The sequence below is a fragment of the Pseudomonas hunanensis genome, from assembly GCF_013393325.1.
Taxonomy (GTDB): domain Bacteria; phylum Pseudomonadota; class Gammaproteobacteria; order Pseudomonadales; family Pseudomonadaceae; genus Aquipseudomonas; species Aquipseudomonas putida_P.
Map to the genome: position 1 here is coordinate 731,463 of NZ_QJRC01000095.1, position 16,912 is coordinate 748,374.

Genomic DNA, 16,912 nt, shown 5'->3' on the forward strand with positions numbered 1-16,912 from the left:
GCAAAAATCGGTTTCCTTTCTAGTATGAAGGCGTTGCAGCATTGTTGTTGCGTGTCCCGACGCCTCTCGACAAGGAACCGAGAATGCCCATACCCGTCGTTGCCCGTCATTGCCTGCCCATGCTGCTGGCCCTGACCAGCCTTTGTGCCTATGCCGAACAGGAGATACCGGCCGAGGGCACACAGCCGATCCGTGTACTGCTCGCCGCCGAGCTGGAAACCACCCTGTCCAGCCAGATGAACGGCACGCTGGGCGAATTGAAAACCAGCTTCGGTGAACGGGTGGCCAAGGGCGCGACCCTGGCCCGCTTCAACTGCAGCGAAGCCCAGGCACGGGGCAAGGTGGCGGTGGCCGAACTGGCCATGGCCCGGCAGAACCTGGAGGCCAAGAAGCAGCTGCGCAAGCTGGATGCCGTGGGCGATATCGAAGTGGCCGCCGCCAACACCGAAGTGCAGAAAGCCGACGGGGCGCGGGCCATGGGCGAGGCACAGATGAGTTACTGCCAGGTACAAGCGCCGTTCTCCGGCCATGTCGCCAAGGTCTACGTCAAGCCTTACCAGACGGTCAGCGCTGGCACGCCACTGTTCGACCTGGTCAGTGATGGCGCCTTGAAAGTGCGCTTGAATGTGCCCTCCAGCCAACTGAAGACACTCAGCCCCGGCCAAGCGCTGCAAGTGCAGGTGCATGAAACCGGCAAGACCTACCCGGCGAAAGTCAGTGTGATCAACGCCAGGGTCGACGCGGTGGCTCAGACCGTAGAACTGGAAGCACGCTTCGACCAGCCGTTCCCTGAGTTGATGGCGGGCATGAGCGGCACGGCGCGGTTCGCGCCATGACCATGAACCAGCCATTGCCCCACCCCCAGCTGTTGCTGCAACTGGACGCCTTGCGCGACAAGGCCATGACCGCCGAGTCGTTGAATGCCCTTGCCTTCAGTATGGCCAACGACCTTTACCCGCTACTGCCGTTTCACCAAGCGCTGGTATTCAGGCAGGCCAAGGGGGCGCTCGAGCTGCTGTGCGTATCGGGCCTGGCGCGCCCCAGCGAAGACTCGCCCTACCTGGTCTGGCTCAAGCGCTCCAGCCGCTGGCTGGCTGAGCAGTTGACCGATCGAACACCTGCGTGGCTGACCCAGACCACGGCCACGCCCCCGCCAGACATTGCCGAAGGCTGGTCGGAATGGTGGCCGTCTGGCCTGCTCTGCGTGCCGCTGCATACGCAAGAAGGTGAACGCCTGGGCGTGCTGGTGCTGTTGCTCGAAGAAGCCCCGCCCGCTGCGCTGTACCAGCACCTGGACGGTCTGACCCGTACCTGGGCTTACTGCTGGAGCGCCCTGACCCGCCGCCAGCGCCTCGGCCGCTGGCGCCCGAGCCGCCGCCAGGTGCTGCTGGTCGCGCTGCTGTTCGGCGCCCTGCTGCTGGTGCCCGTGCGCCAGACTGCACTGGCGCCGGCGCAAATCGTTTCGCGCCAGGCGCAGATCGTCACTTCACCGATCGATGGGGTGATCAACCAGGTACAGGTACGCCCCAACCAACCGGTCGAGGCCGGTACACCCTTGTTCGCCCTGGACGAAACCACCCTGCGAAGCCGCGCCGATGTGCTCGGCAAAGAAGTTGCAGTGGCCGATGCCGAGCTTGTGGCCGCCAGCCAGCGCGCCTTCGACAACCCGCAAAGCAAGGGCGAACTGACCTTGCTGCAAGGCCGGGCCCAGCAGCGGCGCGCGGAGCTTGCCGCCGTACAGGCGCAGCTCAAGCGTACCCAGGTGCTGGCACCACGGGCCGGCGTGGCGGTATTCAGTGACCCCAACGACTGGCTCGGTAAACCTGTCTCGACCGGCGAACGGATCATGCAAGTCGCCGACCCTGCGCAACCGGCGATGCAGATTCAACTCGCCGTGGCCGATGCCATCGCCCTGGAGCCGGGTGCAGAAGTCACCCTGTTCCTCACCGCCTACCCGCTCAGCCCGCTCAAGGGCAAAGTCCTTGAAACCAGCTACCAGGCCAGGCCTGCCGACGATGGCGTGGTGGCCTACCGCCTGCTGGCCAGCATCGACGAGCATGCCGCGCATGCCCGCCTTGGCCTGCATGGCACGGCCAAGCTCTACGGCGACCGGGTGATACTCGGCTATTACCTGCTGCGCCGACCGTTGGCCAGCCTGCGGGCTTGGAGCGGCTGGTGATGCTCGATCCCGCCGACCTGCCATTGCCGCCGCTGCGCGAAGACCTGCGCCTGTGCGAAGCAGCCGACAACCGCGACGGCGAGCCTGCCTGGATGATCCACGACACGGTCATCAACCGCTTCTACCGCATCGGTTGGCTGGAATTCGAATGCCTGCTGCGCTGGGGCCAGTCGCCCCGCCAGATCAGCGCCCAAGTGTCACGCGACAGCGCACTGAACCCGGATGTGGAACAGGTGCTGGAGCTGCGTGCGTTTCTCGAACAACACCACTTGCTGCGCCCCGGCAGCGAGCAACTGGGCCGGCTGCAGGCGCAGAGCGAAGCGCGCACCTGGTCAAGCTGGCGCTGGTGGCTGCACCACTACCTGTTCTTTCGCGTCCCGCTGCTGCGCCCGCAAGTGGCGCTGCAGCATTTGGCCAAAGCCCTGGGCTGGCTGTTCCATCCACTGACCGGCCTGTCGGTGGTCGCGCTGAGCTTGCTGGGCATCATCCTGGTGATGCAACAGTGGGACAGCTTCACCCATGCGGTGGTGGAGTCGTTCTCCAGCGAAGGGCTGTTGAGCTTCGCCCTGGCGCTGATCGTCGCCAAGACCTTGCATGAGCTGGGCCATGCATTGGTGGCCACACGCCTGGGGTTGCGGGTCGGGCACATGGGCGTGGCCTTTCTCGTGCTGTGGCCCATGCTGTACACCGATACCGGCGAAAGCTGGAAGCTCAAACGTCCCCGCCAGCGACTGGCGATCGCCTCGGCAGGCATCGCCACCGAACTGTCCCTGGCGGGCCTTGCAACCTTGGGCTGGGCGCTATGTGACGACGGCCCGCTGCGCAATGCCCTGCTGTACCTGGCGACCACCAGCTGGGTGTTGTCACTGGCGCTCAACGCCAGCCCGTTCATGCGCTTCGACGGCTATTTCATCCTCAGCGACCTGCTCGACTTTCCCAACCTGCACGAACGCGCTTCCGCGTTGGCACGGGTTGCCCTACGGCGCAACCTGTTGGGGCTGCAGGAAGCGTGGCCAGAGCCGTTCCCTGTCGGGCAACGTCGGTTGCTGGTGGCATTCGCCTTCGCCACCTGGTTGTACCGCCTGGTGCTGTTTCTGGGTATCGCCGTGGCGGTGTACCTGTTCTTCTTCAAATTGCTGGGGATCGTTCTGTTCATGGTTGAAATCGCCTGGTTCATTGCCTTGCCGGTGAAGCGCGAGCTGAACCATTGGTGGCAGCAACGTACACGCATCCCGGGGCGGCGCAAGCAACTGTTCTACCTGGGCCTGGGGTTGGCCGTGCTGGCGCTGGCGATCCCTTGGCACAGCCAGGTGGATGCCGTAGGGGTGGCCCGCGCCGAGCATCAACTGCGGGTCTACACGCCCTACCCAGCGCGCCTGCAAACCCTGCGTGAACAGGGCCCGGTCAAGGCCGGCGAAGTGCTGGCAGTGCTCGACGAACCCGACCTGGACTCACGCCTGCGCAGCAGCGAAGCCACCGCCCGCAGTTATCAGGCACGCCTGTCCGGCCTGCTGGCCGACCCGGCCGGGCTGAGCGTGGACGCGGCCACCCAGCAACGCCTGAGTGTGCAAAACGAAGAGGCGCGTGCCGCACGCAACGAAATCGCCCGGCTTAACCTGCAAGCGCCGTTCGCAGGCACCTGGTTGGACCACGACCAGGACTTGCGCCCCGGCCAGTGGGTCAGTCGCCAGGAGCCCCTGGGCATCCTGATCGACCCCAGCCGTTGGCAGATCGATGCCTATGTGGCGCAGGACCAGGTTCACCACCTGGCCGTCGGCAACCCCGTGCTGTTCTATCCCGAGGGGCAGGCCAGCGCTTTGCGCGGCAAGGTCCTGGCCATCGGCAGCACGCGCGCCAGCCAGCTGGCCCACCGCATGCTGTCTTCGCACTTCGGCGGGCCGGTACCAACCGGCTCGCAACCGCTGGTGCCCAACAACGCCATGTTCCAAGTACTGATCGCACTGGACGAGCCTCCTGCAAGCCTGCACGAGATGCGTGGCAGGCTGAAGATCGAAGGGCAGCGGCGCAGCGTACTAGGGGAACTGGGCACCTGGCTGGCGTCGGTAGTGTTGCGCGAAAGCGGCTTCTGAACGACCGCACCGGCCATGCTTGCACCAGAATGGGAAGCGACTACGCTTGCTGAGATCCCGATTCTGGTGACGTTTCTGCGAGCAGGTATTCATCATGGACATGAAGAACAGAGCCGGTATCGGCGCTACCTTGCGCCCCCGGTCACAAACCCTGGCCCTCGAACAACGGATTCTGTTCGACGGTGCAGCCGCTGCCGCTGTCGACCAGCAGCACAGCGACCCCGGTCACGCCGAGGCCAAGGACACCAGCCACCCCGCCCCCACCGCCAGTGAAGCGCAAACCACCGCCGCACCCGCCGCCCAACCGCGCAACCTGGTGGTGATCGACGCCCGCGTGGAAAACCGCGACCAGCTCGTCGCCAACCTGCCGGCCGGCACCACCGCACTGGTCGTGGACGCAGGCCAGGACGCCATCGCGGCCATCAGCAATACCCTGGCGCAACTGGGCAAGGTCGATTCCATTCAGGTGTTCTCCCACGGCGCCGCTGGCCAGTTCACCCTGGGCAACCAGGTGTTCACCCAGCAATCCGTCGAGCAACTGGGCGAGCGCCTCAGCGCATGGCGCGGCGAACTCAATGCCGGGGCCGACATCCAGCTGTACGGCTGCGACGTCGGCGCCGGCAGCAGCGGCCAGGCGCTGGTTGACGAACTGGCGCGCTGGACCGGCGCCGATGTCGGCGCCTCGAACAATGCCACCGGCAGCCAATTGGCCGGTGGCGACTGGCGCCTGGAAGTGCGCAGTGGCGACGTGGACAAGACCATCGCCCTGGCCGCCTCCACGCTGACCAGCTTCCAGGGCCTGCTGGCCGATGCCAGCCCCACCGCAAGCCTTGGCAGCAGTGGCGCCGAAGTGCAGTTGGGCGAACAATTCACCTTTACCGTCAGCTTCACCAACCCCTCGACCCAGGAAGGCTACGCCCCTTATCTCGACCTGTTCATGCCCGCCACTGGCCGTGACGGCAACGATGGCGCCACATTCGTGTCCGCTACCTATCTGGGACAGGCGGTGAACAGCTTCGTGATCACCTTCGATGCCAACGGCAATGCCAGCCACCCGCTGGCCAAGGATGCCAGTGGCAATGCACTGGTAATCAATGCCGCCAGTGTCGGCATGAAGCCCGGTGACCAGATGGTGGTGCTGCAACTGCCTTACGCCAGCGTGACCAATGGCCAGCCCAGCATCGACATCCAGGTCACCGGGCTGTTGAGCAACCTGGCCGATACCAGTTACTCCGATGGCGCGCCCAACCTCACCATCAATGCCAGGGCCGGTTTCGAGTACGGCAACGACTCGCTGAACAACCCGGTTCAGGACCCAAGCCTGGTCGAAGCCTCGCTGCACAGCTTCATCATCACCCCCACCCTGCTCAAGGTCACGCAAACGGTCAACATGCCCGAAGGCGAAACCGTCACCGGCCCCAACTACACCCGCACCCAGACGGTCACCGTGACCCCGGCCCCCGGCCAGACCCTGACCAACGTCACCGTGACCCAGACGGTGCCCGATCAGGTCCATGTCAGCGCCATCACCCCAGGCCCCGGCGGCACACTGACGTCGGTCACCCTGCACGACGGCACGGTGCTGACCGACCCCGCGCTGATCGCAGCAGCGTTGGCCAACCCCAACGCCTTCGTGGCCAGCTATGCCATTCACTACGACAGCCTGAGCGCCGCCAGCGAAACCCAGGTCAGCTTCTATGTGCCGGAAATCGACGCCAATGGCCGCCCAGTGCTCGACCCGACTACCGGCAACCCGGTCACCATCAATTTCGGGACCGCCAGCGTCACAGGCGGCTGGAACCCGCTCGACCCGCGCGACCGCCCGCTGGACCCGGACGGCTACCCGTTCAGTGAAACCGGCAATGGCCAGGGCGTGACCTTCGTCGCCAAGTCGATCACCTTGCTCAAGCAAGTCGACCTGCAGAACGACGTCGGCAGCGTCGGCCTCACCCCCGGCGACACCCTGCGCTACACCATGGACGTGGCCATTTCCGACTTCTTCGCCTTCGGCGAAAACATCCTCGAGCAAGGCCAGTTCACCGTCACCGACCAGCTTGGCGACGGCTTGACGTTCAGCTCAGCCAACCCACCCACCCTGCTGCTGCAGGGCAACGGCACGTCGTTGAGCATCGCCCTGGTCTTTACCCAGACGGTGAACGCCGACGGCAGCACCACCTTGGTGTTCGACATTGCCGAATCCATTCGCCAGGCAATCGCCGGCCCCGGCGTGGCGGCCTTGTTCGGTGACCTCTACGACGATACCGAACAGAACGGCGCTACCGGCCTGCGCATCGTCTATGACGCTACTGTCGACACCACCTACACCACCGACCACCCGCCCCACGACCAACTCAACGAAGGCGACAGCGTGGGCAACAATGCCATCGTGGCCGCTACTGTGCTGCGCGATGCGTTGAACATCGGCGGCACCCAGACGGATGGTTCCAGCACCCTCAGCACCATCGAAACCTCCAACGTCGATATCGAGCTCACCCAGGTCAACGGCGGTAACCCGCCCGCCAACGGTGAGCTGCGCCCAGGCGATGTGGTGACCTTCACCATCAGCTACGACTTGCTGATAGCCGACTACGAGAATTTCAAGCTTACCGCCTACCTGCCGCTGCCATTGCTGGATGCCAGCGGCATCAGCTGGAGCTTCGGCACCGGTGTCGGGCAATGGAGCATCGGCAGCGGCAACACCATTCTGGACGTGCCGGACAGCGTCACCACCGGCCCCGGCAACTCCATCGTCTTCGACTTCGGCAACTACGCCTCCGGCGGCCTCAATGGCGGCACGGTGCAAGTGCGCTTCACCATGGTGGTCGGCGACCAGCCGTTCGCCGACCAGCGTGAACTCGACGTGCTGGCGCAATCGAGCCAGACCACCACGGTGGACAAAACCGTGCTCGTCTCCTCGGACGTGGCGGTGATCGAGTCGGTGGCCGAACCGGTGCTGGACATCAAGCACGGGGTTGTCTCCAGCAGCAACGGCACGGTCACCGGCACCACGGGCAGCTGGAACGCACCCGGCACCAGCGGCGTGCCGTTCGGCGGCAGCGTCACCAGCCTGGCGGCGGTGGACGGCAACGTCAGTGGCATCGACGGCGCCGACACCCTGCGCCTGGCCACCGCCCTCAAGAACACCGGTGGCGGCGGTGCCTACGATGTCAGCACCAGCATCACCCTGCCCACCGGGCTTGCCTTTGTCGGTGGCAGCCTGGCGGCGGCCAACCTGCAAATCTACCGTGGCGACGGCATCTTGCTGGTGGCCGGCACCGACTACAGCGTCAACGGCAGCACCATCACGTTCCTCGACGCCAATGGCCAGGCCACCCTCCTGGCTGGCCGTGCAGGCACCGCCAGCGACTTGTCCGGTGCCAACGTGGTGGTCATCACCTACGACGTCACTGTCAACGACGCGATCCTCGCCTCCAGCACCCTGCAAAGCAGCGCAGCGCTGACCAACTACGCCAGCGTCAATGGCGGCCAGGACTTCACCCCAACCGACCTGGTGGAAGTCGCCAACCAGCAGGTCGCCGCCCCTGGCATCAGCAAGACCTACCAGAACGGCAGCCTCAGCGACGATGATTCCAGTGCCGCGCACACCACCGGCAGCAACCTGGTGGTCGGCGAAAGCATGACCTACGACATCGTCATCACCTTGCCCGAAGGCGTGACCAGCAACCTGCGCCTCAACGACCTGATCCCGCCCGGCCTGCGCCTGGACCCACGCTTCAATGGCAACCTCGGCTACCAGCTGATTACCACGGTGGCCGGCAGCGCGGCGCTGACCGCAGACTTCAATGGCAGCGTCAGTATCAACCCGCTCACGCCGGACGGCAGTGACGGTGCCGACCTGCAACTGGTGTTCAGCAGTGCCGGTGCCAACGCCGACAACGTAACCGGCAACAACAGCTTCGTCATCCGCCTGGTACTGGTGGCCAGCAACGTGACTGGCAACCAGCAAGGCACCACGCTGAACAACGGGGCGCAACTGGTATACAGCGACCCCGACGGCGATACCCCCAATGGCGCCACGCCGGTAGAGCGCAACGTGGTCAGCGCACAGCAACCGAGCGTCTCCATCGTCGAGCCGACGCTGACGGTGACGCAACAGATCACCTCTACGCCGGTGTTCGGAGGTTACGAAGACGGCGACGTGGTCACCTTCGAGATCGTCATCACCAACACTTCGGGTACCAACGCCTTCGATATCAGCCTGCTCGACGGCCTGCCCACCGAACTCTCTGGCGTCAGCATTACCGGCATTACCTACAGCGGTGGTGCGACCAACAATGGCGGCGCGGACTTCATCATCCAGGGTGGCCAACTGATCAGCGTCAGCGGGGCCAATATCGACATCGCCAACGGCGGTCGCATCGTGCTGCAACTGACCGGCACCGTGAACGCCACGGCAGCCGGTGAAGCGGCCTTTGCCAACGCCGTGGAGGTGCGCTGGACCAGCCTTGACGGCAGCAGCAATGCGATCGACACCGTCAATGGCGAACGCAGTGGCGAAGATGGCCTGCTCAATGGCGGCAGCCTGAACGATTACCGACTGGCATCGTTGCTCACCTTCCAGGTCAGCAACGGCGTGCGCATCTCTCGGGTAGGCGGCGTCACCGACACGCCCCCCGCCACCAACAGCAGCGGCGTGACCGACACCAGCGGTGTTTCCGAGACTGTGGTGGTCGGTGAAATCGTGCGCTATCGCGTGGCTGTGCTGGTGCCCACCGGCGACAACCCTGACTACCAGATCCGCATCGAACTCGCCGCAGGCCTGGAGTTCATTCCCGCCAGCCTCAACAACATCCTCATCGCCTTCCTGTCCAACACCCCTACCGGGCTGACCACCGATGCCACCAACCTGATCAGCAGCGGCACCTTGAGCATGCCGGGCAACGAGCTCAGCGATGTGGCGCAAGGCATCAACCCAGATCTGTCCGGCGCCGTACCGACCGGGGTGTTCGACATCAACAATGGGCGGCTGGTCATTACCACCCATGCAGATGGCAGCCAGACCGTCACGTTCAGCCTGGGCAACCTGATCAACAACGAAATCAACGACCCCGATGTCGAAGGCGTGGTGCTGGAATTCAACGTGCGCGTCAGCAACGTGGCCAGCAACCAGGCCGGTGCCAACCTGGGCGTGTCGGCCCACGAACACGTCGGCCTCAACGGCGGCGTGGACAGGGGCAAGAGCGACACCCTGTTCGAGCGGGTGGTCGAGCCCAGCTTCGTCAACCTGGACAAATCGGTCATCGACGTCAGCCCAGGCAACGGCACCACCAACGCCACGGTTTCGGTAAGCTTCACCCAGAACGGTGACGTGCCCGCCTACAACACTCACCTGGCCGACCAGTTCCCCAACGGCAGCAACTACCTGGTACAAAGCATTCTGCTCAACGGCGCGGCGCTGGACCTGGCCAACCTGCCGGCAGGCGTCAGCTTCAGCGACGGTACGGGAATTTCACTGGGCTTCGATCGCCTGGCACCAGGCGACACCGTGCAGGTGATCTACACGGTCACCCTGCCCAACGTCACCATCGCCGACAATGCTGCCAGTTCTGCGGTACTGACCTGGACCAGCCTGCCCACCGACTTCGAGAACAACGGCTGGGGCGGCTCGCTGCCCGCCATCGCCGGTGGCGCCACCGGTGAGCGCAACGGCCAGGACGGCGCCAACGGCCTGAACAACTACGTGCTCAGCGAAGGGGCTGGCATGGGCGTGATCCAAGGCACGCTATGGGACGACACCCGCAGCGCCACCGACAGCGTCACCCCCGATGGCCCAGGCCTGGACGGCATCGACGTGACCCTGACCTGGGCCGGAGACGACGGCCAGTTCGGCACCGCTGACGATCGCACCTTCACCACCGTTACCGCCAATGGCGGTTTGTACCAGTTCGCCCTGTTGCCCTCGGGCAGCTACCTGGTGGCCGTGGCGCAAGACCATCAAGCAGCGGCGAACAACAACTTCCGGTTACGCATCGACAGCGATACCGGCACTGCGGCGAACGGGCTTGGCGGCATCAACCTGGCCTTGGGCGAAGGCTCGACTGGCACCGCCGATGCCGGCTACGTGCACCTGAACGAAGCCCCGGTCAACACCGTGGCCGACCAACAGGGGCTGGAAGACACGGTGCTGCACCTCACGGGGCTGGCCATCAGCGACGTGGACGTGAATGCTGGCAATGCCGACGGAGTCATGACCATTACCCTGTCGGTACTCCACGGGGTGCTCTGGCAAAGCGCCACCCCTCCGGCAGCCAATGCCACACCACCGGCCGGTGCCGGACGCAGCCTGGTACTGACTGGCACCCTGGCCGAGTTGAACGCACTGCTCGCGCAGCTTTATTACAAAGGCGACCAGGACTTCAACACGGCACGCACCGCCGAAACCCTGACCATGGTCACCAACGACCAGGGCAACTACGGCGACCACCCGCTCAACGGCGACGGTATTCCTGGGCAAAACCCGGTCGATGCCCTGACCGACACCGACGTGATGAACATCATCATCACCCCGGTCAACGACGCGCCCATCGCCAACGCCGACCTGGCGATCGCGGTGGAGGCCGGCGGTTTCAACAACGGCGACCCGGGCGTGAACCCGACCGGCAACGTGCTGCTCAATGACACCGACGTCGATATCCAGACCAACGGCGACGTGCTTACCGTCACCCGCATTGCCAACAACCTCACGCCAGGGGGTGTGGCGGTGGGCGACAATCTCGTCACAGTCTTGCAGGGCCTCTACGGCACCTTGGTCATGCGGCCCAATGGGGGCTTCCAGTACATCGTCGACAACGACAACCCCGCTGTGCAGGCGCTGCGCACCGCTGGCCAGTTCATCAGCGAGTTCTTCAGCTACGACATCGTCGACACCGGCGGCCTGGGCAGCAGCGCGGTGCTGCAGATCAACATCCACGGTGCCAACGACACGCCGATCGCCCACGGCGACGTCGCCACTGCCATCGAAGCCGGGGGCACCAACAACAGCACACCGGGCCAGGACGCAGTCGGCAACGTGCTGGACAACGACACTGACGTGGACTCCCCAGCGCTGGGCGAAACCAAGCATGTCACCACCCTACGTTTCGACGGCCCGGGCGGCGGGCGCATCATCCCCCTGCCCAGCGGTGGGTCGACCACCATGGTGGCCAATTTTGGCACCCTGACCCTCAACACCGACGGCAGTTACCGCTACGTGGTCGACAACAACAACGCTGCCGTCCAGGCGCTGTCCCCCGGCCAGACCTTGGTCGAACAGTTCAGCTACCAGATGGCCGATACTGATGGCCTCAGTTCCATCAGCGTGCTGGTTATCACCATCCAGGGTGCCAATGATGCGCCGGTGGCCGTGGACGACCATGGCACCGCCACTGCCGGTGCCAGCGATGGCAGCCCAGCACCGGTCAATGCCAGTGGCAACGTGATCACCGGCAACGGTGGCGTGGGCGCAGACACCGACGTCGACAACCTTGACCAGCCAACCGCCACCCAGCTCAAGGTCGACGGTGTGCGCAGTGGCCTGGAAAGCACCGGGGGTGCACTCACCCCGGTCGGCGCCGGCAGCCCCGCAGCCATAGACGGCAGCGTGGCCCGGCTGGCCGACAACAGCCTGATCAGCGGCAACTTCGGTCAGCTCATCCTCAACCAGGACGGCACCTACACCTTCATCGTCAACAGTGCCGACCCTGCCATACGTGCCTTGGCGGCCGGGCAAAGCCTCGACGTGATCTTTACCTACCAGATCCACGACAGCGGCGGGCTGACGGACCAGGCGCAGCTGGTGATCACCGTCACCGGGGTCAACGACCCACCCGTGGTCAACGCCGTCAGCATCGACGCCATCGAAGCCGGCGGCCTGAACAACGCCATCGCCGGCGTCGATCCCAGCGGCAACATCAGTGCTGCCTACAGCGACCCCGACGGCGATACCCTGAGCATCAGCGGCGTGCTCAGCCCAACGGGGGTGACAGGCATTCTCGGGCAACCACTGGCGGGCAACTACGGCAGCCTGGTCCTGGATAGCCAGGGCAACTACCGCTACGTGGTAGACAACGCCAACAGCGCCGTGCAGGCCCTGCGTACCGATGCCGACCGGCTCACCGAGGTATTCCAGTACAGCGTCAGCGATGGTAACGGCAAGACCGTCACCGCCACCTTTACCGTGGTCATTCACGGTCGCAATGACACGCCGATCGCCGCCAATGACAGCGCCATCGCCGTCGAAGCCGGTGGCGTGAACAACGGCACGCCAGGCCAGGCCGGCAGCGGCAATGCCCTGGGCAATGACCTTGATGTGGACGCCGGTGACAGCAAGACGCTGGATGGTGTTTACCTGGGCACCCTCGCCGCCGGCGGTACGTTCGTCCAGGTTGGCGCGGGCGCCACGCAGGTAGCCGGTAGCTACGGCACTTTGAGCATCGATGCCAACGGCAATTACGTCTACACCGTCAACGACAGCCTGGCGGCCGTACAGGCTCTCAAGGCCGGCGAAAGCCTGGTCGAAACCTTCAGCTACCGCATGCACGACACCGAAGGTGCCAGCTCCCAGGCACAAATCACCATCACCATCGAAGGGCGCTACGACACCCCCGTGGCCCATGATGACCTGGCGTACGCGGTGGCCACCGATGACGATGGCAATGGCGGGCGCAACCCCACCGGCAATGTGCTGAACAACGACACTGACGTGGATGCCAATGACAGCAAGACCGTCACCGCCGTGGGTGTGGGCGAGGAAAGCAGCAACCCGACGCTCGACCCGCTGACCGGCAGCGCCACCGTCACCACCAACTATGGCACCCTGACCCTCAATGCCGACGGCAGTTACCGCTTCGTGGTCAACTCCAGCGACCCGGACATCATCGCACTCGGCCCGTTGGGCTTCCTCATCCAGCGCTACACCTACCAGGTCACCGACGGCGGCGGCCTGAGCGACACCGCGACCCTCTTCGTGCTCATCCGCGGTGAAAACCAGCCACCGGTGGCCAACCCTGACCAGGGCCTGGCCATCGAAGCCGGCGGCCTGGACAACGCCATCCCCGGCAGCAACCCGTCCGGCAACGTGATGGACAACGACAGCGACCCCGACACCATCAACATCATCGTGCCGGAAACCCTCGAAGTGCTGGCGTTCTGGAGCGGCGACGGGCCATTGCCAGGCAGCCCCACCGCAGTCGGGCAAACGTTGCGCGGCCAGTACGGCGACCTGACCCTGAACGCCGACGGCAGCTGGAGCTACGTGCTCGACAACAGCCTGGCAACGGTGCAGGCACTGCGTGTCAGCGGCCAAACCCTGGTGGACAACTTCACCTACCTGCTCACCGACCTCTGGGGCGGCACCGCCAACGGCCTGCTGAGCATTACCATCGACGGCCGCAACGACGTCCCGGTAGCCCACGATGACACCGCCATCGCCGTGGAAGCCGGCGGTGTGAACAATACCGGCGCGGGGGTAGACCCGCGCGGCAACGTGCTGGACAACGACACCGACGTGGACGGCGTGCAGTACGGTGAGAGCAAGACCGTGCTGCAGTACAGCGCCGAAAACGGCCAGACCGCCAGCGCCGGCCAACTGCTGCAAGGCCTGTATGGCACCCTGCTGATCAGTGCTGACGGCAGTTACCAATACCTGGTCGACAACACCAACCCCATCGTGCAGGCCATGCGCAGTGCGAACGAAACATTACGCGAAGTGTTCACCTACCGCATGCGCGATACCGCTGGCGCCACCTCCGAGGCACGTCTGAGCGTGACCGTCCAGGGGGCCAACGACAACCCGGTGGCCCGCGATGACAGCAACACTGCCAGTGACCAGGTACCAGCGCCGCACACCAGCGGTAATGTGCTGCCCAACGACAGCGACGTGGACGGCGGCGATAGCCTGACCGTCACGGGTATCCGCAGCGGCCAGGAAGGCGCCAGTGGCACTGCCGGTGTCATTGGCCAGCCCATCGCCGGCCGCTACGGCACCCTGGTGCTCAATGCCGACGGCAGCTACACCTACACCATCGACCTGAGCAACCGCGAGGTGCTGGCGGCGGCGGGCCTGGGGCAAGTGCTCCAGGACTATTTCACCTACACCGTCAGCGACCTGGCCGGTGCAACCGACCAGGCCCAGCTGACCATCACCCTGGATATTTCCACGCCTTACATTCCACCGGGGCCGTACCTGGACCGCGACAGCCAGGAAAGGTTGGGCGGCTTGCCGCTGCCGGAGGTTACGCCAGCGATCTACGTCACGCCGGTGGTGGAACAGATCAACCAGTCCCTGACCCTGTCGGCCTGGGGAGCCGATGGCAGCAACGTTCAATTGTTCGCCACACCCGAAATCGAAAGCCAGTCCCTCGGCGCCCAGCTTGGCCTGGTCAACGGCCAGTTCGTCGCCAAGGCAGTGGCCGCCAGCCGGTTGGCCAGCGAGGAGGACAAGGACTGGGTCGACGGCCGCCAGGGCGTCATCAGCCTGAGTGCCGATGGCCTGTTGCCAGACCCGTCACTGTGGGCACCTCTGCCTCGTGACATGGCGCCTGAACAACGCGCGCAGCCGGCGAACGGCTTCCGCGCACAATTGCGCGAAGCCGCGCAGCGTCGCGGTAGCAACGCACCATAACGCCGATGTCTCATCACGGATTGAACAAGGACAGCCTATGCCCGTATCGACATTGAAAAGCCTGAGCACCGTCACAGCCCTCGGCCTGCTGCTCGGCGCCTGCTCGGCCTTCGAGCCCAAGCCCTACAGTGAAGACGAAATGCGTCAGCGGGTCATCGAGGACCAGGCGCGCATGTACAAGGAACAGGAACCGGTCAACGGGCCGATTACCTTCTACGAAGCGTCGGCGCGGGCCCTGAAATACAACCTCGACTATCGCCTGAAACTGCTGGAGAGCGCCCTGGCCTCGGACCTGCGCGATGTTTCCAGCCACGAGATGCTGCCGCGCCTGGTCGCCTCCGCCGGCTACGCCGGGCGCAACAACGATTCCGGCGGCACCTCGATCGGCATCGAAGACCGCCAGGTCAGCTTGCGCCCGTCCACCTCCGAGGAGCGCTACCGCACGCTTTACAGCCTCGGCCTGTCATGGAGCCTGCTGGACTTCGGTGTTGCCTACTTCCGCACCCAGCAAAAGAACGACCAGATGCTGATGGCCGAGGAACGCCGGGAAAAGGTGGCGCAAAACGTCCTGCAGGACGTGCGCAACGCCTATTGGCGTGCCCTCGGTGCGCAACGCCTGCTGCCGGAAGTGGACGGCCTGCTGATGCGTACCCACCGTGCCCTGACCTCTGCCCGTGAAGCCGAGGGCCGTGGCCTGCTGCCGCGCCAGGACATCCTCGCCTACCAACGCGCCCTGCTCGACTCGGTGTACATGCTCACCGTGCGCCGCCAGGACCTGGAGTTCGCCCGCGCCGAACTGGCCGCGCTGATGTCGCTGCCGCCGAACACCCGCATGGTGCTGGCCGACACCAACGAGCAGCCGCTGCCACTGCTCAACGGCAACATGGAAAAACTCGAACGCCTGTCGTTGGAGCGCCGCCCGGAAATCATGGAAGAGTGGTACCGCAAGCGCGTGAGCATGAACGACCTGAAGATCGCCAAGGCCCAGTTGTGGCCCAACGTGAGCTTCAACTACGGCTACGAGTACGACTCCAACAAGTACCTGTACAACAGCGACTGGAACCAGACCGGCATCAATGTCTCGCTGAACCTGCTGCGCCTGCTGCAATACCCCGACATCACCGCTGCGGAAAAAAGCCAGGAAAAGACCGACGACATGCGCCGCACGGCGTTGTCCATGGCCATCCTCACCCAGGTCCGCGTGGGCCTGCTGCGCTACCAGCTGGCCCGCCAGGAAGTGGACTTCGCCGACGAAAGCCTGCGCGTCGATCAAAGCCTGCTGGACTACGCCCGTTCCTCGCGCAGCGCCGCATTGGGTAGCGAGCTGGAACTGATCCGCGCCGAAGGCCGCCTGCTGCTGTCACGCTACCAGCGCGAGGCGGCCTACTCCGATGCACAGGCCGCCTGGGGGCGGTTGTACAACTCGGTTGGCTTTGAAGTGATGCCCAAGGAAATCGAGCAGCATGATGTGAAGACCTTGGCGCGGGAGATCCAGCGAACGGTCGAGCAGCAGAGCCAGGAAAACCTGATATCCGCTGCAAAGTGACCGACCGGCGCAGGTTACCCTGCGCCAGTGGGTGACCCTCGCCTGAGCTTCAGCCAAGCTGCGCTTGCACCAAACATATGGATAAACGTATATTCGCTTTTCCATATGTCTGGTGCTGCCATGATCACTCCACCTGAAGTTTTCAAAAGCCTGTCAGACGAGACTCGCGCTCGTGCCACCCTGCTGATCGCCAGTCTGGGGGAGTTGTGCGTCTGCGAACTGATGTGCGCGCTGGACGACAGCCAACCCAAGATCAGTCGCCACCTGGCGCAACTGCGCAGCAACGGCATGTTGCTGGATCGCCGCCAGGGCCAGTGGGTGTATTACCGCCTGAATCCACAGTTGCCCGCCTGGGTACTTGAAATGTTGCAGGTCACCCTGCAGGCCAATTCGCAGTGGCTGGCAGACAATTCCCTTCGCCTGAAGAACATGGACGGGCGCCCCGTTCGTGATTCCGCCTGCTGCTGATCCTCACC

At 64.6% G+C, this 16,912-nt stretch carries 6 protein-coding genes; all 6 read left to right on the forward strand.

Annotated elements, in window-relative coordinates; translation table 11 throughout:
* Positions 1 to 83 precede the first annotated feature (83 nt).
* The 6 genes from DM807_RS20185 (at position 84) to DM807_RS20210 (ending at position 16,904) form a co-directional block, all read left to right on the forward strand.
* Positions 84 to 836, forward strand: a complete 753-nt coding sequence (locus DM807_RS20185) for an efflux RND transporter periplasmic adaptor subunit (protein WP_012272694.1) — start codon at positions 84 to 86, stop codon at positions 834 to 836.
* The gene (locus tag DM807_RS20190; RefSeq protein WP_012272695.1) at positions 833 to 2,179 is read left to right on the forward strand and encodes an efflux RND transporter periplasmic adaptor subunit; all 1,347 of its coding nucleotides are present in this window, start codon (positions 833 to 835) and stop codon (positions 2,177 to 2,179) included. Before DM807_RS20185 ends, DM807_RS20190 begins: the two co-directional genes overlap by 4 nt.
* Positions 2,179 to 4,269 (forward strand): site-2 protease family protein, encoded by a 2,091-nt coding sequence (locus DM807_RS20195; RefSeq protein ID WP_179027803.1) that lies wholly within the window; start codon positions 2,179 to 2,181, stop codon positions 4,267 to 4,269. The genes DM807_RS20190 and DM807_RS20195 overlap by 1 nt, the downstream gene beginning before the upstream one ends.
* A gap of 94 nt (positions 4,270 to 4,363) precedes the next feature.
* Positions 4,364 to 14,890 carry a VCBS domain-containing protein gene (locus DM807_RS20200; RefSeq protein WP_179027804.1) on the forward strand — a complete coding sequence of 3,509 codons (10,527 nt, stop codon included), beginning with the start codon at positions 4,364 to 4,366 and terminating at the stop codon, positions 14,888 to 14,890.
* Positions 14,891 to 14,927: 37 nt separating this feature from the next.
* Positions 14,928 to 16,436, forward strand: a complete 1,509-nt coding sequence (locus DM807_RS20205) for a TolC family protein (protein ID WP_012272698.1) — start codon at positions 14,928 to 14,930, stop codon at positions 16,434 to 16,436.
* A gap of 120 nt (positions 16,437 to 16,556) precedes the next feature.
* Entirely contained in the window at positions 16,557 to 16,904 is a 348-nt protein-coding gene (locus DM807_RS20210; RefSeq protein ID WP_012272699.1) for a metalloregulator ArsR/SmtB family transcription factor, read from the forward strand.
* Positions 16,905 to 16,912 lie beyond the last annotated feature (8 nt).

What these genes read in the sequence shown, in the direction of transcription:
- DM807_RS20185 (WP_012272694.1), top strand. Translation starts at nt 84, where the DNA reads ATGCCCATACCCGTCGTTGCCCGTCATTGCCTGCCCATGCTGCTGGCC.
- DM807_RS20190 (WP_012272695.1), top strand. Translation starts at nt 833, where the DNA reads ATGACCATGAACCAGCCATTGCCCCACCCCCAGCTGTTGCTGCAACTG.
- DM807_RS20195 (WP_179027803.1), top strand. Translation starts at nt 2,179, where the DNA reads ATGCTCGATCCCGCCGACCTGCCATTGCCGCCGCTGCGCGAAGACCTG.
- DM807_RS20200 (WP_179027804.1), top strand. Translation starts at nt 4,364, where the DNA reads ATGGACATGAAGAACAGAGCCGGTATCGGCGCTACCTTGCGCCCCCGG.
- DM807_RS20205 (WP_012272698.1), top strand. Translation starts at nt 14,928, where the DNA reads ATGCCCGTATCGACATTGAAAAGCCTGAGCACCGTCACAGCCCTCGGC.
- DM807_RS20210 (WP_012272699.1), top strand. Translation starts at nt 16,557, where the DNA reads ATGATCACTCCACCTGAAGTTTTCAAAAGCCTGTCAGACGAGACTCGC.